The 304-nt window shown below is 67.4% G+C and carries 1 protein-coding gene; it reads right to left on the bottom strand.

From position 1 onward, the window contains the following. On the bottom strand, window positions 1–304 hold a 304-nt coding region (locus tag CVH10_RS19350), incomplete at both ends, for an FTR1 family protein (protein WP_181244524.1).

Genomic DNA, 304 nt, shown 5'->3' with positions numbered 1-304 from the left:
GGGCACGACCCCGAGACCCATGGCCGCGGCGCCGATGCCGGCCAGCATCGCCGCACCGCCGCCCTGGGTCCACAGGGCGGTCAGGAAGAGGATTGTCTCGAACACTTCGCGGTAGACCACGACGAAGGCGAGCAGGAACAGGAACCAGGCCGACTTCTTCGACAGGGCCGTCGACAGCTTCTCTCGGATGTAAACCTGCCAGGCGTCGGCCTGCGCCTTGCCGTGCATCCAAATCCCGACCGAGAGCAGCACGACCGCGGCGAACAGCGAGCCAAACCCTTCCGTCAGCTCCCGGCTCGCACCG

Source organism: Halomonas sp. ND22Bw, assembly GCF_003011945.1.
Classification (GTDB): Bacteria; Pseudomonadota; Gammaproteobacteria; order Pseudomonadales; family Halomonadaceae; genus Halomonas; species Halomonas halophila.
The sequence above is the reverse complement of the archived record's forward strand: the minus strand, read 5'-3'. Positions and strand labels throughout refer to the sequence as shown.